Here is a 19,034-nt window from a genome sequence, read left to right as displayed (position 1 = left end):
CCGCCGACGATACTGTGCACATCGTTGCCAATCCGACCACAGTCACGGCCGAATGACTTCGCGGCAACGGTTACGTGCCGCGCGGGGGGCCGGCCTGCTTTTCGGCCGGATCAGTACTGTGCACCAGCGCGAGCAGCTCGGGCAGCGCGCCGTCGCCGCCGGTCCGGGCGGCGGCCCACTCCGTGAGCGTCGCCGCGGGACCGTCGACGGTCGTGCCCGCGCCGCTCGCGCGGTCGCCGTCGAGCACCGCACCGGTCGTGCCGTCGACCGTCACCAGGCGGCCGCGCAGCGCGTCGACGGTGCCGTCGCCGCAGCCGACCACACACGGGATGCCCGCCTCCCGGCACACCAGCGCCGCGTGCGAGGTCGACCCGCCGTGCTCGGTCACGACGGCCGCCGCGGCGAACATCGCCGGCACGTCCTCGGGGGACGTGAACGGCCGCACGAGCACCACGGCGGTCCCGGCGTCGGCGGCGTCCAGCGCTTCGTCCGGGTCGGTCACGACCTGGCCCACACCCAGGCCGGGGCCCGCGCCGGTGCCGCGGGCGAGCTCGACGCCCTCGGCCGCGCCGGCCGTCTCCAGCAGCTGCGTGGCCTGGGCCGGGGTCACGCGCGTGAGCGCCGTGTCGACGTCGATCAGGCCCTCGCCGACGAGGTCCACGGCGATGCGCGCCGCCGCGCCCGGCGTGCGCTTGCCCGCCCGGGCCTGCAGCACGTAGAGCGTGCCGGACTCGATCGTGAACTCCACGTCGACCATGTCGCCGTACTCGCGCTCCAGCACCCCGGCCAGGCGGAGCAGCTCACGGTGGTTGCCCGGCTGCGTGCGCGCCAGCTCGTCGAGCCGCACCGGGGTCCGCTCGCCGGACACGACGTCCTCGCCCTGCGCGCGGGCCAGCCACTCGCCGTAGACGCCGGGCTCGCCGGTGCCGGGGTCGCGGCTGAACAGCACCCCGGTGCCGGAATCGGCGTCGCGGTTGCCGAACGCCATGGCCTGCACGGTCACGGCCGTGCCGCCGAGATCGGTGATGCCGTGGTGCTCGCGGTAGCTCACCGCGCGCGGCGAGAACCACGAGCGGAACACGGCGCCGATCGCCGCACGCAGCTGCTCGCGCGGATCCGCGGGCGGCGGGCCGCCGACGATGCCGGAGTACGAGCGCTCGAACCGCTCCCACGTGTCCGCGGCCCACTCGGGGTCGCCCGACTGTTCGGCCAGCGTGTCGCGCAGCTCGGCCGTGAGGCCGAGGTTGAGGACGGTGTCCATCATCCCGGGCATGCTGCGGGCGGCACCGGAACGCACGGACACGAGCAGCGGCCAGCCCGGTCCGCCGAAGCGGCGGCCGGTGCGTTCCTCCAGGTGCGCCAGGTGGTCGAGGACCTGCGCCCAGACGTCGTCGGGCAGCGTGCCGCCCGCGTGGTAGGCGGTGCAGACGTCCACGGTGATCGCGAACGCCGGCGGCACCGGCAGGCCGAGCGAACGCATCCGGTTGAGGCTGTGGGCCTTGCCGCCCACGAGGTCGCGGCCCAGCGGGCGCGTGCCGTCGAGGGGGAGCACGGTCTCGGTCGACTCGGGAGGCGCCGTGGTGGTCACCGGGTGGTCCTTTCGGTGCTGGGCTCGACGGTGCCGGGCTCGGCCACCGCGGCCAGGTGCGTGCGCGCGGCGGCGAGGCCGCCTTCGACGGGCAGGTCGATGCCGTTGACCCACGAGGCCGCGGGGCTGAGCAGGAACGCGGCCGCCGCGGCGACCTCGCCGGGTTGTCCGTGCCTTCCGACCACGGCGCCGGCGCGGTCGATCGACTCGGCGCCCATCGACTCGCGGAAGTCGGCCAGGATCGGCGTGTGCACGGGGCCGGGGCTCACGCTCACCGCACGGGCGCGCGGCAGCAGCCGGGCGGCCAGCCGCGCGCTCCAGGCGACGAGCGCGGCTTTGGACGTGTCGTAGGCGGCGGCACCCGAGAGCGGGAACTGCGCGAGCCAGTCCGCCAGCTCAGCGTCGCTGTCCACAGCGCACAGCCGGTCGAGGGCCTCGGCCGGCAAAGTGTTGCGGTGGGCGGCGATGGACGCCACCGTCACCACGGCGCCGCCCTCGGCCAGGCGCGGCAGCAGCGCTTCGGTGAGCACGCGGGTGCCGACCACGTTCACCGCGAGCACGGTCGCGGCGGGCGCAGTGCCGGGCACACCGGCGACGTTGGCGATGCCGTCCAGCTCGGCGACGCTCGCCGCGGCCTCGCGCACGGCGGCGAAGTCGGTGAGGTCCACCCGCAGGGCCCGCTCCACGGGCACGGGGATCTCGGCGCGGTCGACGCCGATCACGGCCACGCCGTCGTCGGTCAGCTGCTGGGCCAGCGCGAGGCCGACGCCGGACGCGGCGCCCGTGACGAGGATCCGGCGCGTCATCGCAGCACCGCCTGCACCGCGGTGAGGTCGGCGATGCCTTCGGCGCCGAGTTCCCGTCCGTAGCCGGAGTTCTTGCGCCCGCCGAACGGCACACCGAGGCGTTCGCGGGTGCGCACGCCGTTGATCTTGACCTGGCCCACGCGCAGCGTCCGCGCGAAGCTCTCGGCCCGGTCGGGGTCGGCCGACCAGACCTCCGCGGACAGCCCGAAGTCGCTGTCGTTCGCGACCGCGGTGGCGTCCGCCTCGTCGGTGTAGGGCTGCACGACGAGCACGGGACCGAACACCTCCTGGCGCACCAGCGGATGCCGGGCGTCGAGTCCGAAGTAGACGCGCGGGCCGACGAAGAACCCGTGCGAGGGCAGCAGTTGCAGCGGCGGTGTCACCGCGCGGTCGTCGCCGGCGGTGTCGAGCAGGTGGCGCACGCGCTCGCGCTGGCGCGCCGAGGCCAGCGGCCCGAACGTGGTGACCGGGTCACGCGGGTCGCCGGCGACCACGGCGTCGAGTGCGTCGATGACCAGTGCTTCCACGTCGGCGAGCGCACTGCGCGGCACCACGATCCGCGTGGTCGCGTTGCACGCCTGCCCCGAGTTCACGAGACCGCTCTTCACCGCCGCCGGGACGGCGCGCGCCAGGTCCGCGTCCGGCAGCAGCACGGCGGCCGACTTGCCGCCCAGCTCCAGCGTGGTCGACGCGGTGTGCCCGGCGGCGAGCGCGGCGACCGCCTGCCCGGCCGGGACGCTGCCGGTGAATGACACATGGGACACGCGCGGATCGGCCACGAGAGCCTCCCCGGTCACCGGTCCGGTGCCTTGCACGACCGAGAACACGCCCGGCGGGAAGCCCGCTTCCAGCGCGGCGGCCGCGATGAGGTTCGCGTCGAACGGCGTGGCCTCACTCGGCTTGAGCACCACGGTGTTGCCGGCGGCGAGCGCCGCGCCGACCTTCGCGATGATCTGGTGCGCCGGCATGTTCCACGGCGTGATCGCGCCGACCACGCCGAGCGGCACGCGGTGCAGCTGCGCGCCGTCGATCTTCTCGGTCCACCCGAACGCCCGCGTGGCCGTGGCGAACGCGCGCAGCACCCGCGGCGGCAGGTCGCCCTGGCTCGCCGCCGCGAGCGTGGCGGGCATGCCCATCTCGCGCGTGATCAGCGCTGCGAGCTCGCCCGCGCGGGCCTCGAGCAGGTCGGCCAGCCGGTCGAGCAGGTCGGCGCGGTCGGCCGGGCCGGTCCGTTCCCACTCCGGGAGCGCCGCGTCCGCCGCGGTGACGGCCTCGGCCGTCAGCGAAGGGCCGGCTTCGGCCGTTTCGCCGATGGGCTGCTCGGTGTACGGGTCGACGACGGGGATCGCGGGCCCGTCGGGCGTCCGCCACTCACCGCCGACGAGGCACGCCGCGCGCCCCAGCCACTGCTCAGCCACGGTCGTTCACCAGCCGCACCGGCAGCCGCTTCACACCGCGGAAGAAGTTGCTGCGCAAGCGTTCCGGCGGCGCCTGCACGTCCACGCGCAGGGCGCGCTCACGCAGGCGGCGCAGGAACAGCTGCGCTTCCAGCCGCGCGAGGTGCGCGCCGAGGCAGGCGTGCACGCCCCAGCCGAAGCCGAGGTGCTCGTTGGGCGTGCGCTCGGCGCGGAACTCGTCGGGCGCGGTGAACACCGTCTCGTCGCGGTTGCCCGAGGCGAACCACAGCACCACTTTCTGCCCGGCCTCGATCGTGCGGCCGTGCAGCTCGACGTCGCGTGTCGCGGTCCGCCGCATGCACAGCACCGGCGACACCCAGCGCACCATTTCCTCGACGGCGCCCGGGATCCGGTCCGCGTCGGCGCGCAGCGCCGCCCACTGCTCCGGGAACGCGCCGAAGGCGATCATTCCGCCGGTGAGCAGGTTCCGCGTGGTCTCGTTGCCGGCGACCATGAGCAGCAGGTAGTACGCGTCGAGCTGGCCGCGGTTGAGCGGCTCGCCGCCCGGCGCGGCGTGGGCGAGCACGCTCACCAGGTCCTCGGCCGGGTTCGCGCGTCGCTCGGCTTCCAGCTCGTGGAAGAAGGCGAAGATCTCGTCGCGCGCCCGGGCGGCGGTCTCCGGACCCGTGCTGTACTCGGGGTCGTCCGACGCCATCTGGTTGGTCCAGCGCTGCATGTGCGGGCACGCCTCGGGCGGCGCGCCGAGCAGCCGGCTGATCACCAGCAGCGGCAGCTGCGCGGCGACCGTGTGCACGAAGTCGAAGGTGCCGCCGTGCTCCAGCGCGGTGTCGAGCAGCCCGTCGATCACCGTCACGATCTCGCCCTCGAGCGGGCGGACCTTCGCGGGCCGCACGTGCGGCACCACGAGCTTGCGCAGCGCCCCGTGGCGCGGCGGGTCCATGTTGTGGATGCTGGGTTCGCCGTGCCCCTCGGCGCGGCGGTCCGGGATCTGCGTCCCTTCGGCGGAGGAGAAGCTCTCGTGGTCGGCGGCGATGCGCTTGATGTCGGCGTACCGCGTGACCGACCAGAAACCGCGGCCGCCGGGTTCGTCGTTCCAGTGCAGCGGATCGTGCTCACGCAGCTCGCGGAACGCCTCGTGGTCGGACCCCGTGGCGAACAGGTCCAGATCCATGAGGTCGACGGCTGTCGCGCCGGACGTCTGTTCGGACACCGCTGTCCCTTCTGTCGCGCCTTGCTGGATTGCGAACGCTCAATCACTACAGCACATCACGTCCGAGAACGGAAGAGCTAAGCAAGGGCGTTGCGGTGGCGCTCGTTCGTGACATAGCATTCACAAACAGTCGAGAAGGAGGTCGATGGCGTGTACCCCGCCCCGATTGCGCGCGAGCGGCCCGGCGCCCGGGCGTACGTGATGGCGCCGAGCGGCGAGAGCCTCACCTACGCCGAGCTCGAGGCCCGCTCCAACCAGGTCGCGCACCTGCTGCGCGAGCGGGGGATCGGCCCCGGCGGCACGCTGCTGCTCGTGCTCGAGAACCGGCTGGAGTGGCCGGTGCTCGTCGCCGCGGGCATGCGCTCCGGACTCTACGTGACCCCGGTGAACTGGCACTTCCGCAGCGGCGAGCTCGGCCCGCTGCTCGCGGAGGCGGTGGGCGACGGCGGCTCGAGCGCGATCGTCACCAGCGCCCGCTGTGCCGACGTCGTCGCCGAAGCTTTGCGCGAGGTGGAGAAACCCGCGCTGCTGCTGTCCGTGGACGCGGGCGGCGACCTGGAATTCCTCGGCGACGCGGTGGCCGGCCGGCCCGAGACGCCGATCGACGGCGAGCTGCTCGGCGCGCGGGTGCTCTACAGCGGCGGCAGCACCGGGCGGCCCAAGGCGTTCCGTCAGCAGCTGCTCGGCGTGCACCCGGCCGACGCGCCCGCCCGCCACGCGGGGCTCGCGGCGAAGCTGGAGCTGGCCGCCGACACCGTGTTCCTGTCTCCGGCGCCGAACTACCACGCCGCGCCGTTCACCTTCCAGCTCATCACGCTCTCGCTCGGCGGGACCGTGGTGTGCCTCGACCGGTTCGACGCGGAGGGCTCGCTCGCGGCGATCGCGGCCCACGGCGTGACGCACTCCCAGTGGGTGCCCACGATGCTGCTGCGGCTGCTGCGCCTGTCCCCGGAAGCCCGGGCGCGCCACGACCTGAGCAGCCACCGCGTCGCGTTCACCTCCGGCGCGCCGTGCCCGCCCGAGGTCAAGACGGCGATCATGGACTGGTGGGGGCCGATCCTGCACGAGTACTACGGCGCGTCCGAGGGCTACGGCCACACCTACGTCGGCCCGCACGACGCGCTGGCCCACCCGGGCACGGTGGGGAAACCGTTGTCCGGCAGCGTGCACGTGACCGACGACGCCGGGCGCGAGATCCCGGCGGGCACCGTCGGGAAGGTGTGGTTCGCGCCGGGCGGCTCGGCCTACCGCAACGCCGGCGACGCGGGTGCCGACTTGCGCAGCGTCGGCGACCTCGGCCGCCTCGACGAGGACGGGTTCCTCTACCTCGTCGGCCGTGAGGGGCACACGATCATCTCCGGCGGCGTGAACGTCTACCCGACCGAGATCGAGGACACCCTGCTCACGCACCCCGCGGTGGCCGACGCCGCCGTGATCGGCCTGCCGGACCCCGAGTTCGGTGAGGGCGTGACCGCGGTGATCGAGCCCGCCGGCGAGGTGAGCGGGGCCGAGCTGATCGAGTACTGCCGCGAGCGGCTGGCCGGGTTCAAGGCGCCGCGGCGCGTCGAGTTCGTGGTGAGCCTGCCGCGGCTGCCGACGGGCAAGCTGAACAAAACCCTGCTGCGAGACCGGATCCTGTCCGGCGACTCCGGTCCATCCGGCGAAGGAGCGTGACCCATGACGACGTCCACCCGAGCACGGTTCCTCGTGCTCCACGCGTTGCGCGTGAAGGGCCTGGCCCCCGACCCCGTGCTGCAGGCGCTCACGGGACTGCCCGCGGACGAGGTGGCCGCCGAGGTCGCCGCGCTGGTCGACGACGGGCTCGCGGTGCGCCGGGAAGGCCGGCTCGCCGGAACCATGCCGACGCCGGCCGGCCGCGCCGCCCACCCGGAGCTGCTCGCGGCCGACGTCGCGGGCTCCGCCGAGGCGCTTTCCGTGGCGTACGAAGCGTTTCTGCCGGTGAACGGCGAGTTCAAGCGCGTCTGCTCGGCCTGGCAGCTGCGACCCTCCGGCGAGCCCAACGACCACGCCGACGCCGCGTACGACGCCGAGGTGGTCGAGTCGCTGGCGGAGGTGAACGCGAAGGTGACCGGCCTGCTCGACGCACTGACCGCGTCGGCCGGCCGGTTCGGCACCTACCCGGTGCGCCTCGCCGGAGCGCTGGAGCGGGTGCGGGCCGGCGAGACCGCGGCGTTCGCCCGGCCGATGGCGGACTCGTACCACGACATCTGGATGGAACTGCACCAGGACCTCCTGCTGTCCGCCGGCCGGGAACGCTCGGCTGCCGACGAAGGCTGAACAAACGTCCGTGCCCCAAGGGAAAGGGCCTGCACCCACGCGGAGTGCAGGCCCTTTCCCTTGCCGGAGCTAGACTTCCAGCACCGTGACGGTGCCGGTGGTGCCGTCGACCTCGATGAGGGCGCCGTCCGGGATCCGGGCCGACGCGGCCGTCGCCGAGACCACGCACGGGATGCCGAGCTCGCGGCTCACGATCGCGGCGTGGGAGAACGGCGCGCCGACGTCCACGACCACCGCGGCGGCGGGCACGAACAGCGGCGTCCACGACGGGTCGGTCAACGGGGCCACCAGGATCTCACCGGGCTCCAGCGCCGACGGGTCGTCGGCGTTCGTGACCACGCGGGCGCGCCCGCGCGTCGAGCCGTTGCAGCCGGGCACGCCCTGGATGATCTCGCCGGCGACGGCGGGCTGCACCTCGCGGCCCGAGCGGCGCGGCCAGTTCTCCACGGGCTCCGGCTGGCCCACGACCACGAACGGCGGCTCGCGGTCGAACAGGTCCAGGTAGGCCGCTTCGCGGTCGCGCAGCGTCGTGGTGAAGCTCGCCGGGTCGGCCAGGAACGCGTCGAGCTCGTCGGCGAACAGCATGAAGATCTGCTCGGGGCGCTCCAGGTGCCCTTCGGCGGTGAAGCGGCGGCCCAGCTCGAGGGCGGGCAGGCGCAGCTCGTGCATGACCATGGCGCACGACGTACGGCCGCGTTCCCGGCCCCGCAGCCACAGCGCGGCCGCGTGCAGCACGGCCTCGAACTGGCCCAGCGCCTCGTCGTTGCCCGCCAGCGCGGCTCGCACGCCGGCGGAGGCCGCCTCGCGCTGCTCGACGCGTTCGGCGTTCTTCACCGCGGGCGACGCGGAGTCGTCGGCCTGGCGCATGCGGTCCACAGTGGACAGCACGAGCGAAGGCTTGACGCCCCACGTCTTCGCGCGGATCTCCCACTCCGACGGGCCGCGGAAGTCCCACGCCGTCAGGAACTCGTCGAGCTGACGGGTGAAGGCCACGACCTCGGGATCACTGCTCGCGTGCAGACGCTCGACCAGGCCGTCCTGGCCCTCGTCGAACAACGCGGCCACCGGGCCGGTGCGGGCCAGGCGCGAGAGCGCCCACATGCCGGTGGACGGGCCGGTCGAGTCGATGTCGCCGATGCCGGCCACCAGCGTCAGCGCGAGCTCGGGCTTGCCGATCGCCTCGGTGAACTGCGCGACGGCACCCAGGCCGACGCCGGCCTTGAGGCTCGCCTCGATGTGACGGCTCAGCAGCGGCCGCAGCACGTCGTTGAACGAGGTGATCCGCTCGCGCAGCTCCTGGTTGCCCAGGTCGGCGATGGCGGGGCGGTTCTTGCGGATGTCCTCGACGGTGCGCCGGTCGGCGTCGTAGGCCGCGAGGTCCGTGGCGCCGAGGACCTGCTCGGCCAGCCACTGCCCGGCCGTGGCCTCGAACTCGGGGTTGTCGTCGAAGTCGCGCTTTTCGCTTTCGTACGAGGGGATCCCCGGCAGGTCGCCGAAGTACTGCAGGTCCACGGCTTCCGGCGTCATGCCGGGCACGCGCACGCCGAACAGGCGCATCAGGGACATGTTGATGTAGAGGTAGCTGCCGAACGCGGGGAGCACGTTGTGCTGCACGGCGGAGTCGTAGGTGGCGTGGTCCCACACCCCGCACGCGACGAACGCGTCGTCCCAGCCGGGCGAGAGGTTCGCCTGGAAGCCCGCCGAGGCGTTGAGCGGGCTGATCGGGTCGGGGAAGATCTCGCCGATGTTGGCGCGCGAGTAGATCGGGAAGACCGCCGACGCCTTGTCGTAGATGGGCCACTGGGTCATGGAGACCTCTTCTCGTCATTGAGTGGTGTGGGTGTGGTTTCTTGCGGTGCGGTGACTCAGGCGGACGTGAGCCGCCGCCGTTCGAGGGCGAGCTGCTTGGGCAGGCCGAACGCGACGGAGCCGACGTGCCGGCCGCCGGCCGAGTAGCGGGCGACGAACTTGTCCCCGGCGAGGCTGCCGTGCACGAGCTCCACCTGCTCGCCGCGGCCGGGAAGCCCGACGCCCTGGATGCGCAGGCCGCACTGGTCGGACCAGAACGAGGGCACGGCGTCGAACGGCGTCTGCGGGCCGTGCAGCAGCGTGCGCGCGGCCGCGGCGGCACCGAGCGCGGCGGTGGTCCAGTGCTCCACGCGCACCGGCGCGCCGAGCAGCGGGTGGGTCCAGCGGGCGACGTCGCCCGCGGCCACGACGTCCGGCACGACGGCGCCGGATTCGTCGAGCACGCGGAGGTATTCGTCGCAGCGGACACCGCCGGACACGTCGACGCCGCTGCCGGCGAGCCAGCCGGTGGCCGGGCGGACGCCGGTGGCGATCACGACCACGTCGGCGCGCACCGCGCGGCCGTCGGACAACACCGCGCCGGTGACGCGGTCCCGGCCGAGGAACTTCACGACCTGGGTACCGAGCAGCCAGCGCACGCCGCGTTCGCGGTGCAGCCGCTCGACGCGCCGGGCGACGTTCTCGCCGAGCACGCGGATCAGCGGGTGGGGGAGCGGGTCGGCGACGGCCACGGGCAGACCGAGGTCGCGGCACGTCGAGGCGAGCTCGCAGCCGATGAAGCCGGCGCCGAGCACGAGGACGCGGCCGGTGAGGTCGGCTTTGAGGGCGCGGGCGTCGTCGAGGGTGCGCAGGACGTGCACGCCGGGTGGGCGGGTGAGGCCGGCGGGGATCACCGGGGCCGAGCCGGTGGCGATCACGAGCCCCGTGAAGTCGAGCTCTTCGCCGTCTTCGAGGACGACGGTGCGGCCGCGCAAGGCCGCGACGGGGTTGCCGAGGCGCCAGGTGACTTCGGTGTCGCTTTCGGACAGCGCCAGGGCGGATTCCCCGGTGGCGCCGGTGAGCAGGCCCTTCGACAGCGGCGGCCGGTCGTAGGGCCGGTGCGCCTCGGCGCCGGCCACCACGATCTCGCCGCGGAACCCCTCGGCGCGCAGTGCTTCGGCGGCCCGCCAGCCGGCGAGCCCCGCTCCCGCGACCACGATCCGCACGGGCTACTCCGAGATCCGGATCGCGCGGGTGGGGCAGGCGCGGGCCGCGCGGTGCACCGCTTCGCGCAGGTTCGCGACCGGCCCGAGGTCGATGTGCAGCACCGCTTCGTCGTCGAGGCTGAACACCTCGGGCGCGGCGAACTCGCACTGCCCGTGGCTCTCGCACAGCACCGGGTCGACTTCGACGTTCACGGGTCACTCCTCGCGGCCAGTTTGTGACGTGCAGATCACATAATGCGGACCCGGGGGCTTCTGGTCAAGGGGGTGACGTGCGTATCTTGGCTGGACACGTTCCTTTCTTCAGGGTTGGGCGTGGACACAACAGCGAACGTGTGGTCACAATCTAGCGATCCGAACACTCCGACGAACCGGGAGCGGGCGACTGTGCGGGTACTGCTCACGAACGACGACGGCATCGAAGCCCCTGGCCTGCTCGCGCTGGCCCACGCCCTGCGGGACGCGGGGCACGACCTCGTCGTGGCCGCGCCCGCGGGGGACAGCAGCGGCAGCGGCACGTCGCTCGGCGCCATCGACCACGGCACGATCGTCGCGTGCGAGCCGCACGCGCTGCCCGGCCTCGACGGCGTGCCGGCGCACCGCGTGTCCGCGCCGCCGGCGTTCGCCGTGCTCGCGGCCTGCTTCGGCGCCCTCGGCCCGCCGCCCGACGTGGTGGTCGCGGGCATCAACGACGGCCACAACACCGGCCGCTCCGTGCTGCACTCCAGCACCGTCGGCGCGGCGCTCACCGCGTCGACCGCCGGCCGCTCGGCCCTCGCCGTCAGCTGCGGCGACCGCCCGGGCGCGCGCTTCGACACCGCCGCCGCGGTGGGCGTCGCCGTGCTCGACTGGCTGGTCGCCCACGCGCCCAAGCGGACCGTCCTCAACGTCAACGTGCCCGACGTGGACCTCTCCGACCTGCGCGGCGTGCGCTGGGCCCGGCTCGGCCGCGTGGGCTCGTCGGGCCTGATGATCAAACCCGCCGCCGACGGCCTGCGCCTCGAACGCTTCCCGACGGCCCAGGACGTGCTGTCCCTGGAAGAGCACGCCGACACCGACGCCGCCCTGGTGGCCGCCCGCTGCGTCGCGGTGACGGGCCTGCTGGGCGGGCCGCGGGAGGTCTCGGACCTGGGTTCACTGGAGGGCGTGCTGCCCGTCGGCTGAGTAGGCTCCAGGCCGGGAAATCCGGCGGCTGGGGGCCAGATGTACGTCGAAGCGGAGTTCGAGAGGTTCGACGAGCGGTTCGGGCGCGTCGGCGGTGACGCGCGGCTGGAACGGCTCTACGACGGCTGCCGCTGGGCCGAAGGCCCGGTGTACTTCCCGGCGGCGCGCTCGCTGGTGTGGAGCGACATCCCCGACGACCGGATGCTGCGCTGGGACGAGACGACCGGCGCCGTCGGCGTCTTCCGTCACCCGGCGGGCTACGCGAACGGCAACTCTCGCGACCGCCAGGGCCGGCTGCTCACGTGCGAGCAGGGCCCGCGCCGGGTCACGCGCACCGAGCACGACGGCTCGATCACCGTGCTCGCGGATCGCTTCGAGGGCAAGCGGTTCAACAGCCCCAACGACCTCGTCGAGGCGGCCGACGGCGCGGTCTGGTTCACCGATCCGCGCTACGGGATCTCCAGCGACTACGAGGGTTTCCGGGCCGAGAGCGAGATCGGCGGCGACCACGTGTACCGCATCGACCCGTCAGGCTCGGTCACCGTGGTGGCCGACGACTTCGAGCGGCCCAACGGGCTGGCGTTCTCCCGCGACGGCTCGCAGCTCTACGTCGTGGACACGCAACGCGGCCACCTGCGCCGCTTCGACGTGACCCCGCGCGGCACGCTGACGGGCGGTGCCGAGATCGCGCGCTGCCGCCAGGGCAACTTCGACGGGCTGCGCCTCGACGACCAGGGCCGCCTCTGGGCGGCCACCGGCGGTGGGGTCGACTGCTTCGCCCCCGACGGCACACTGCTCGGCGGCCTGAAGGTGCCCGAACCCGTCGCGAACCTCGTGTTCGGCGGCCCGAAGCGCAACATCCTCTACATCTGCGCGACGACGTCGATCTACTCGATCATGCTGACCGTGACGGGTGCCTGAGGCCCCGCACCATCTTCAGTGCGGGTCGCCGGTAGTGCACCGTGCCTTCTTCGAGGAAGCCGCACCGGCGGTAGAGGGCGATGGCCGCCGCGTTGTCCTCGAACACTTGCAGCCGCACGGTGCGGGCGTCCTGGAGTGCGGCCCACTGCGCGACGGCTTCGATGAGCGCGTCGCCGACGCCGTGGCCGCGCGCGAACGGCGCGACGTACATCGAGTGCAGGTCCACGACGCCCTCGTCGTCGGGGGTTGTGCCGCTGGCCATGCCGGCGTCGCGGCCGTCGACGGAGGCGAGGACGTTGAACGGCCGGTCCGTGAGCCGCGCGCGCCAGCGGGCCTCGGTGTCGCCGTCGCCCTGCCAGTCGGCGAGCTTCGCCCCGAACGCGTGGGGCGCCTCGGACAACGCGGTGAGCCGCAGGGCCCGCCACGCGCGCCAGTCGTCCGCCGTCAGTTCCCGGATCTCTGCCACGCCGTCCACGATCGCGGCCCCGAACCCCGGCCCGCAAGGAGATTTCCGTATAACGACATATACCGCAGCCTGGGGATCAGCCGGCTTCCACGGCCTCCGTCGAACTGCCCAGCGTGATGAACGTCTTCGTGCCCACCACGCCGCCCGACACGCGGATCGCGTCGATGACCTGGCGCAGGTGGGTCACGTCGCGGGCGCGGATGTGGCACAGGGCATCCGGATCGCCGGCGATGAGGTACACGGCCTGGACCTCGGGCAGGTCGCGCGCGAGGCGTTCGATGTCCGGGGGCCGGGTGCGGCCGGTGTAGCGCAGCTCGGTGAAGGCCTCGATGTTCCAGCCCAGCTTGGTGTAGTCGATCTGCGCGGTGAAGCCGGTGATCACGCCGGTGGCCTGCAGTCGGTCGACGCGGCGCTTCACGGCGGGCAGGGAAAGTCCGACTTCGGCCGCCATGTCCGCATACGAACGCCGGCCGTCGACGCGCAGGAACTCCACGAGGCGCAGGTCGATGTCGTCGACGCCGGCCATGGCACCTCCTGGCAAGAAATTAAAGTGGATACCAGGTGCACGTTACATAGTTGCGTCATCGTGGCCAGGCCGCGCACCGATCTTGCGCCGTGAGAGGCTGAGGTTTCTCCTGTGTCCCACGTAACTGTGCCCGTCCCACCGGGCCCCCGCCACGCCCCTGCGAGAGGAGCGCCCCACGTGCTCACCGAACCGGTTTCGCTGGACGACAAGTACGTCGCCGACCACGGCCGCGCGCTGATCTCCGGCGTCCAAGCGCTCGTGCGGCTCACGCTCGAGCAGCGCCGGCTCGACGAGGCCCGCGGCCTCGACACGCGCGTGTTCGTCTCCGGCTACCAGGGTTCCCCGCTCGGCGGGCTGGACCAAGAGCTCGCGCGTGCCAGGAAGTTCCTCGACCCGGCCGGCGTCGTGTTCCGGCCCGGGGTGAACGAGGAGCTGGCCGCCACCGCCGTCGCCGGCACGCAGCTGCTCGGCAACGTCCCCGGCCGCCGCCACGCCGGCGTCACCGGCTTCTGGTACGGCAAGAACCCGGGCCTCGACCGCGCGGCCGACGCGATCCGCCACGGCACACTCGCCGGCACCGCCTCGCTCGGCGGCGCGGTGGCGTGGATCGGCGACGACCCGGCGTGCAAGTCCTCGACGGTGCCCAGCTCGTGCGAGCCGATGGCGCAGAGCCTGGCCATGCCGCTGCTCGCGCCGGGCAGCGTCGCCGAGATCATCGAGTTCGGCCTGCACGCCGTGGCGCTCTCGCGCGCGAGCGGGCTGTGGACCGGCCTGAAGATCGTCGCGGACATCGCCGACGCGTCGGCCACGGTCGACATGGACACCCTGGCCCACGGCATCCCGATGCCGCCCGAGACCCTCCGCCCGACCGGCCGCGCGCTGGTCGGCGCGCCGGCGCTCGACGCCGAGCACGACATGTTCACCCGCCGCCTCGACCTGGCCCGCGCCTACGCCCGCGCGACCGGCCTCAACCGCGTCACCTTCACCGCCCGCGCGGCCAAGCTCGGCGTGCTCGCGTCGGGCACCGGCTACGCCGTGGTGCAGCGCGCGCTGCAGGACCTGGGGCTCGACGAGGCCGCTATGGAGGCGCTCGGCCTGCGGCTGATCCGCCTGGCCATGCCCTACCCCGTCGACGCCGACGTGCTGGCCGAGCTCACCGAGGGCCTCGACGAGGTGCTCGTGGTCGAGGACAAGGTGCCGTTCCTCGAAGGCCACCTGAAGGAGGCCCTCTACCGCCGTCCGGGCGCGCCGAACGTCGTCGGCCGCCAGGACGAGAGGGGCCGGCCGCTGCTCACCGGCCGGGGCCAGCTCGTCGCGGAAGACGTGGCGAAGGCGCTGGTCAAGCGCATCGAGGCCGTCGTCGGCCCGGACCGGTTGCCGCGCACCGCCGCGGTGCACCTGGACGCGATCACGCCGCCGCGCCCGGCGCGCATCGCGCTGCCCACCGCCACCGCGCCGCGCACGCCGTTCTTCTGCTCCGGCTGCCCGCACAACGTCTCCACGCGCACCGGCGACGACACCCTCGTCGGCGTCGGCATCGGCTGCCACGCGATGGTGGCCATCGACGGCGCGGGCCGCGGCCACCAGATCGGCCTCACGCAGATGGGCGGCGAGGGCGCGCAGTGGCTCGGCCTCGCGCCGTTCACCGACGACCGCCATTTCGTGCAGAACCTCGGCGACGGCACGTTCCACCACTCCGGCTCGCTCGCGATCCGCGCGGCGGTGGCCGGCGGCGTGACCATGACCTACAAGCTGCTCTACAACGACGCGGTCGCCATGACCGGTGGCCAGCGCGCCGAGGGCCGCCTCGACGTCCCCGCCATCACGCGCCTGCTGGCCGTCGAAGGGGTGCGGCGGATCGTGATCACCACCGAGAGCCCCGCCGACTACCGCGGCGTGTCGCTCGACCCGATCGCCTCGGTACGCCACCGCGACGATTTCGCCGAGGTCGAGGCCGAGCTGGCCGCGACCGACGGTGTCACCGTGCTGATCCACGACGACCGGTGCGCGGCCGAGGAACGCCGGCTGCGCAAGCGCGGCCAGCTGCCGACGCCGGCCGAGCGCGTGGTCGTCAACGAGCGCGTGTGCGAGGGCTGCGGCGACTGCGGCGACGTGTCCACCTGCCTGTCGGTGCGGCCGGTCGAGACGGAGTTCGGCGCCAAGACGCGCATCCACCAGTCCTCGTGCAACAGCGACTTCACCTGCCTCAAGGGCGACTGCCCGTCGTTCCTGCTCGTGACGCCCGGCACGAAGAAGCCGCGCCGCGAGGTGCCCGAACTCCCCGTGACGCTGGCGGAACCGGCGGCCCGGCTGTCCGAAGTGGACACCGTGCTGATGCGGATGCCCGGCATCGGCGGCACGGGCGTGGTCACGATCTCGGCGGTGCTGCAGATGGCCGCGCACCTCGACGGCCGCTTCGCCGCCGGTCTGGAGCAGACCGGCCTGGCGCAGAAGGGCGGCCCGGTCGTCTCCGACATCCGGATCTCGAAGTCGCCGGTCACCGGTTCGCTGCGGGCCTCGCGCGCGACCGCCGACGTGCTGGTGGGCTTCGACCTGCTGGGCGCGGCCGACGCGGGCAACCTCGCCACCGCGCGGGCGGGCCACACCGTCGCCGTGGTCAACACGGCGCTGGTGCCCACGGCCGCGATGGTCACCCACCGCGTGGTGCTGCCCGGTTCGAACGACGACGCGCTGGAGAAGATCAGCGCGGTCACGCGCGACCTCGTGGCGCTCGACGCGAACGAGCTGGCCGAGGAGCTCTTCGGCGACCACATGCCGGCCAACATGCTGCTCATCGGCGCGGCCTACCAGCACGGCGTGGTGCCGATCTCGGCCGACGCGATCGAGGCGGCGATCCGCCTCAACGGCACGGCCGTGGAGAAGACACTGGCGGCGTTCCGCTGGGGCCGCGCCGCGGTGGTCGACCCGGCCGCCGTGCGGGCCGCCGCGATCGCCCCGGCCGTCGCGGAGGTGCCGGTGGACGCCGTGGCCGCGACGATCGCCGCCGGTGACCTCGAGCAGGTGCTGGCACCGCGCGTCGCCGACCTGATCGGCTTCCAGGACGAGACGCTGGCGCGCCGTTACGCCACCCAGGTCCGGAAGCTCGCCACGGAGGCGGCCGAACGCACGGATGCCGACACGGGCGCCCGCATCGCTTCCGCGTACGCGCGCGGGCTGCACAAACTGCTGGCGTACAAGGACGAGTACGAGGTCGCGCGCCTGCACCTCGACCCGGTCGAGCGGGCGCGGCGCGAGGCGGAGTTCGGCGCGGACGCCGACGTCGCCGTGCTGCTGCACCCGCCCGTGCTGCGCGCGATGGGCATGAAGCGCAAGATCCGCCTGCGCGGGCGCACCGCCACGGTGGCCTTCCGCACGCTTCGCGGCGCGCGCCGCCTGCGCGGCACGCGGGCCGACGTCTTCGGGTACGCCAAGGTGCGCCGCGTCGAGCGCGCGCTGCCGGGGGAGTACCAGCACCTCGTGGAGCGCGGCCTCGCCCACCTGACCCCGAAGACGGCCGACGCGTTCACCGAGCTCGCCGCGTTGCCCGACGTCGTGCGCGGCTACGAGGACATCAAGCTCGCCAACGTCGAGACCTTCCGCACCCGCGCGGCGGAGCTGCTGGCCACGATCACCGCCTGAGCCCCTGCCCGTCCCGCTCCACAAAGGACTCGGCCACAAAGGACCCGGACCGGGAGTGGCGCCGCCGCGGCCGGGGTGCGAGGCTTCCGCGCGAAGATCGCGGAGACGGTGGGGTGCGAGTGAACGTTCTGGCGCGCGGCGGCGGTTTGCTCGTCGTGATCCCGGTGGTGGTCGGCGGCACGGCCGGGCTCGGGGCCGTGCTCGGCCTCGGCGGCACGATGATCCTCGCCGGGCTGACCGCGTTGTTCTGCTTCATCGCGGCCAACGGCGGTCCGCTCGTGCCCGATCTCAAGCTGCTGGCGGCGTTCGCGCCGGCGGTGGTGATCGGCGCCGCCGGGCCGCGGCTGCTCGGGCCGGTCTCGCCAGTCGCGGCGATCGCGTTGCTCGTGGTCGTGGTGTTCTGCGCGGCGCTGCTGCCGGCACTGGGCGCGCGGTACGTGACCGTGGGCCTCGGGCTCGGGATGTCGTCGGTGTTCGGCTACGGCTTCCAGCTCACGGGCACGGCGAGCGTGGTGCAGATCCTCGGCGCGCCCGCGCTGGCCATCGGCGTGGTGTTCGTGCTGCGGCTGCTCACCGGCCTGGGCGACCCGGGCAAGCCGACCCGCGCCGCGCTGGCCGACGCGCTGGCCGGGCCGGACCGCGAGAGCGCCGAACGCGCCGTGCGGCTGTGGCTGGCCGACCGGCCGCTGCGCTGGCAGGCGCGCGTCGTCGCGGCGGGCCTGCGCTGCCACGGCACGGCGGCGGTGCTGCGCGACCGGCTGCGGGTACTGGACGCCGAGCAGGCGGCGGCCGTCACGGCGGTGCTGGCGGCCGTCGATGCGGCCCTGACGCAGCTCGCGGACGCGGTGCGCGCCAAGAACCTCGACCCGGCCGACGTGCCGGAGGTCGAGCGCGTCGACCCGGAGATCGGCCTGCCGGGCGACACCCGCGTGCTGATCGACGACCTGTGGACGGCGGTCGCGGCCGTGCGCGAGGCGGCCTCGACGCGCGACGAGTCCCTCGTGGACTTCCCCCGTCACATCGTGCGCACCGCGTTGCGCCGCGAGGCCGCCGGCGCGTTGTCGTGGCGCTCGGCCCAGCTGCGCCACGCCGTCCGGTGCGCGCTGGGCATGCTGCTGGCCGTCGTGATCGCCTCGTTCCGCCCGGGCGACCCGCTCACGGTGTCGTTCCTGATGACGACGTTCGCGATCATGCAACCCGAATGGCGCGACACCCTGGCGAAGGTCTGGCAGCGCGTGGCCGGTTCGGTGGCCGGGGCGGTGGTGCTCGTGCTCGCGCTGTGGCTGCTGCCGCATTCGGCGCTGCTGCCGCTGGGGCTCATCGCGTTGCTGGTCGGGTTCCCGTTCATGCAGGCGAAGCCGATGGTGTTCAACGGGTGCATCGTGCTGATGAGCGTGAGCGTCAACGCGGTCACCAAGCACCTCGACCCCGGCGCCACGCTCGCGGAATACGTGCTGCTGGTGGCGCTCGCCGTCGCGATCGCGCTGCTGTTCGGGTTCGCCGCGGTGCCGGGGGTGCCGAAACCGCCGGTGGCGCAACGCTTTTCCGAAGCGACCACGGCGATGGGCGAGCTGCTCGGATCAGTGGCCGCGCGTCTGCGCGGAGAACCGGGTGGCGACGCGCGCGAGGTCGGCCCGCGCTTCCGCACGGCCGTGCGCACGCACCAGGACCTCCTCGCGCCCGAACCCGGCAGCCGTGGCCCGGACTCCGCGCAGCGCGACGCCCTCGACGAGTCCGTGGAAGGCCTGCGCGGCCTCGCGGCGTCGGCCGGCGCGATGCTGCAGCGCCGCACCGGTTCGGCCGAGCTGGCCGGCTTCACCGCCGACGCCGCCGCGGCGCTGACCACCGGCGCGCCGCCGCCCGCGCGACCGGACCTGCCGGACGAGGAGGAGCGCCTGCTCGCCGATCTGGTCCTCGCCGACGTGCTGCGGATCAGCCACGGACGCGCGGTCCTGACCCCGGCGTGAGTACGTTTCATTTTCCACGG

The 19,034-nt window shown here is 73.6% G+C and carries 15 protein-coding genes; 6 read left to right on the top strand and 9 right to left on the bottom strand.

Annotated elements, in window-relative coordinates:
• Positions 1 to 70: 70 nt before the first annotated feature.
• From ACQPXB_RS31245 to ACQPXB_RS31230, 4 genes are read right to left on the bottom strand one after another with little or no spacing between them, the layout of a single operon-like run.
• A complete protein-coding gene (locus ACQPXB_RS31245) occupies positions 71 to 1,588 on the bottom strand; it encodes a pyruvate, phosphate dikinase (RefSeq protein WP_432845414.1) in 1,518 nt (505 codons plus the stop codon).
• Entirely contained in the window at positions 1,585 to 2,394 is an 810-nt protein-coding gene (locus ACQPXB_RS31240) for an SDR family oxidoreductase (protein ID WP_432845413.1), read from the bottom strand. Before ACQPXB_RS31240 ends, ACQPXB_RS31245 begins: the two co-directional genes overlap by 4 nt.
• Positions 2,391 to 3,812, bottom strand: a complete 1,422-nt coding sequence (locus ACQPXB_RS31235) for an aldehyde dehydrogenase family protein (RefSeq protein WP_432845412.1) — start codon at positions 3,810 to 3,812, stop codon at positions 2,391 to 2,393. Before ACQPXB_RS31235 ends, ACQPXB_RS31240 begins: the two co-directional genes overlap by 4 nt.
• On the bottom strand, positions 3,805 to 5,022 hold the full coding sequence (locus tag ACQPXB_RS31230) for a cytochrome P450 (protein ID WP_366581137.1): 1,218 nt from the start codon (positions 5,020 to 5,022) through the stop codon (positions 3,805 to 3,807). Before ACQPXB_RS31230 ends, ACQPXB_RS31235 begins: the two co-directional genes overlap by 8 nt.
• A 150-nt stretch (positions 5,023 to 5,172) precedes the next feature.
• Between ACQPXB_RS31230 and ACQPXB_RS31225 the strand changes: the two genes are divergently transcribed.
• Positions 5,173 to 6,696, top strand: coding sequence for an AMP-binding protein (locus ACQPXB_RS31225; protein ID WP_432845411.1), 1,524 nt, complete (start codon positions 5,173 to 5,175; stop codon positions 6,694 to 6,696).
• A gap of 3 nt (positions 6,697 to 6,699) precedes the next feature.
• On the top strand, positions 6,700 to 7,320 hold the full coding sequence (locus ACQPXB_RS31220) for a MarR family transcriptional regulator (protein WP_432845410.1): 621 nt from the start codon (positions 6,700 to 6,702) through the stop codon (positions 7,318 to 7,320).
• Between the two features lie 69 nt (positions 7,321 to 7,389).
• On the opposite strand, the gene ACQPXB_RS31215 is transcribed toward ACQPXB_RS31220, so the two are convergent.
• From ACQPXB_RS31215 to ACQPXB_RS31205, 3 genes are read right to left on the bottom strand one after another with little or no spacing between them, the layout of a single operon-like run.
• Positions 7,390 to 9,129, bottom strand: coding sequence for a PEP-utilizing enzyme (locus ACQPXB_RS31215; protein WP_432845409.1), 1,740 nt, complete (start codon positions 9,127 to 9,129; stop codon positions 7,390 to 7,392).
• 56 nt (positions 9,130 to 9,185) lie between these two features.
• A complete protein-coding gene (locus ACQPXB_RS31210) occupies positions 9,186 to 10,334 on the bottom strand; it encodes an NAD(P)/FAD-dependent oxidoreductase (protein WP_432845408.1) in 1,149 nt (382 codons plus the stop codon).
• A 3-nt stretch (positions 10,335 to 10,337) separates the two neighbouring features.
• A complete protein-coding gene (locus ACQPXB_RS31205; protein WP_432845407.1) occupies positions 10,338 to 10,526 on the bottom strand; it encodes a ferredoxin in 189 nt (62 codons plus the stop codon).
• A gap of 192 nt (positions 10,527 to 10,718) precedes the next feature.
• Here ACQPXB_RS31205 and surE point away from each other — a divergent pair, with 192 nt between their 5' ends.
• Positions 10,719 to 11,495: a 5'/3'-nucleotidase SurE gene (surE, locus tag ACQPXB_RS31200; protein ID WP_432845406.1), complete on the top strand. Its 777-nt coding sequence runs from the start codon at positions 10,719 to 10,721 to the stop codon at positions 11,493 to 11,495.
• A 39-nt stretch (positions 11,496 to 11,534) separates the two neighbouring features.
• Positions 11,535 to 12,416 (top strand): SMP-30/gluconolactonase/LRE family protein, encoded by an 882-nt coding sequence (locus tag ACQPXB_RS31195; protein WP_432845405.1) that lies wholly within the window; start codon positions 11,535 to 11,537, stop codon positions 12,414 to 12,416.
• On the opposite strand, the gene ACQPXB_RS31190 is transcribed toward ACQPXB_RS31195, so the two are convergent.
• Together ACQPXB_RS31190 and ACQPXB_RS31185 are read right to left on the bottom strand one after the other, a co-directional pair.
• The gene (locus ACQPXB_RS31190) at positions 12,391 to 12,882 is read right to left on the bottom strand and encodes a GNAT family N-acetyltransferase (protein WP_432845404.1); all 492 of its coding nucleotides are present in this window, start codon (positions 12,880 to 12,882) and stop codon (positions 12,391 to 12,393) included. The two genes, ACQPXB_RS31195 and ACQPXB_RS31190, sit on opposite strands and share 26 nt — an antisense overlap.
• 76 nt (positions 12,883 to 12,958) lie before the next feature.
• Positions 12,959 to 13,408, bottom strand: coding sequence for an Lrp/AsnC family transcriptional regulator (locus tag ACQPXB_RS31185; RefSeq protein WP_366581154.1), 450 nt, complete (start codon positions 13,406 to 13,408; stop codon positions 12,959 to 12,961).
• Positions 13,409 to 13,534: 126 nt separating this feature from the next.
• Here ACQPXB_RS31185 and ACQPXB_RS31180 point away from each other — a divergent pair, with 126 nt between their 5' ends.
• On the top strand, positions 13,535 to 17,047 hold the full coding sequence (locus ACQPXB_RS31180; protein ID WP_432856855.1) for an indolepyruvate ferredoxin oxidoreductase family protein: 3,513 nt from the start codon (positions 13,535 to 13,537) through the stop codon (positions 17,045 to 17,047).
• A 113-nt stretch (positions 17,048 to 17,160) separates the two neighbouring features.
• The gene (locus ACQPXB_RS31175) at positions 17,161 to 19,014 is read left to right on the top strand and encodes an FUSC family protein (protein ID WP_432845403.1); all 1,854 of its coding nucleotides are present in this window, start codon (positions 17,161 to 17,163) and stop codon (positions 19,012 to 19,014) included.
• Positions 19,015 to 19,034: the final 20 nt, after the last annotated feature.

This window comes from Amycolatopsis sp. CA-161197, assembly GCF_050942255.1.
GTDB lineage: Bacteria > Actinomycetota > Actinomycetes > Mycobacteriales > Pseudonocardiaceae > Amycolatopsis.
This window is presented reverse-complemented; position numbering and strand designations above follow the sequence as displayed.